Below are 451 nucleotides of genomic sequence, written 5' to 3'. Positions count from 1 at the left end.
CGGTGATGTCGGTCAGCCATAGCTCGTTGGGGCCGTCGGCGCTGAACTGCCTGTTGACCAGGTCATCGTGAACCGGCGCGCCGGCCTTCTTGTAGCGAGTCTTCCGCGTGGTGAACACCGATTGGATGCCGGCGACCCGGCACAACCGCCACACTCTGCGCTCGGACAACTCGTAGCCCAACTCAGCGAGGTCGTCTGCCAGCACCCGGTAGCCGCCCTCCGGGTCGTCGTTGTGAAGCTGATGCAACACCGAGATGAGCTCTTGCTCCTCGGCCTCACGGGCTGACACCGGTTGCTTGAGCCACTTGTAGTAGCCCTGTTTGGAGAATCCCAGTATCCGGCACGCGACCGCCACCGGCACCCTCACCCGGGCACCGACCGCGGCCATCTCCTTCACGAGCGGATAGATCATTTTGGGGGCGTGATGTGAGCCTGCGACAGATACGCCGCC

The 451-nt window shown here is 63.9% G+C and carries 1 pseudogene; it reads right to left on the bottom strand.

Going from position 1 to position 451, the window contains the following annotated elements:
• Nucleotides 1-451: pseudogene (locus ID132_RS12935) on the bottom strand (IS3 family transposase); the annotation flags it as partial.

This window comes from Gulosibacter sediminis, from assembly GCF_014904065.1.
Classification (GTDB): Bacteria; Actinomycetota; Actinomycetes; order Actinomycetales; family Microbacteriaceae; genus Gulosibacter; species Gulosibacter sediminis.
This window is presented reverse-complemented; position numbering and strand designations above follow the sequence as displayed.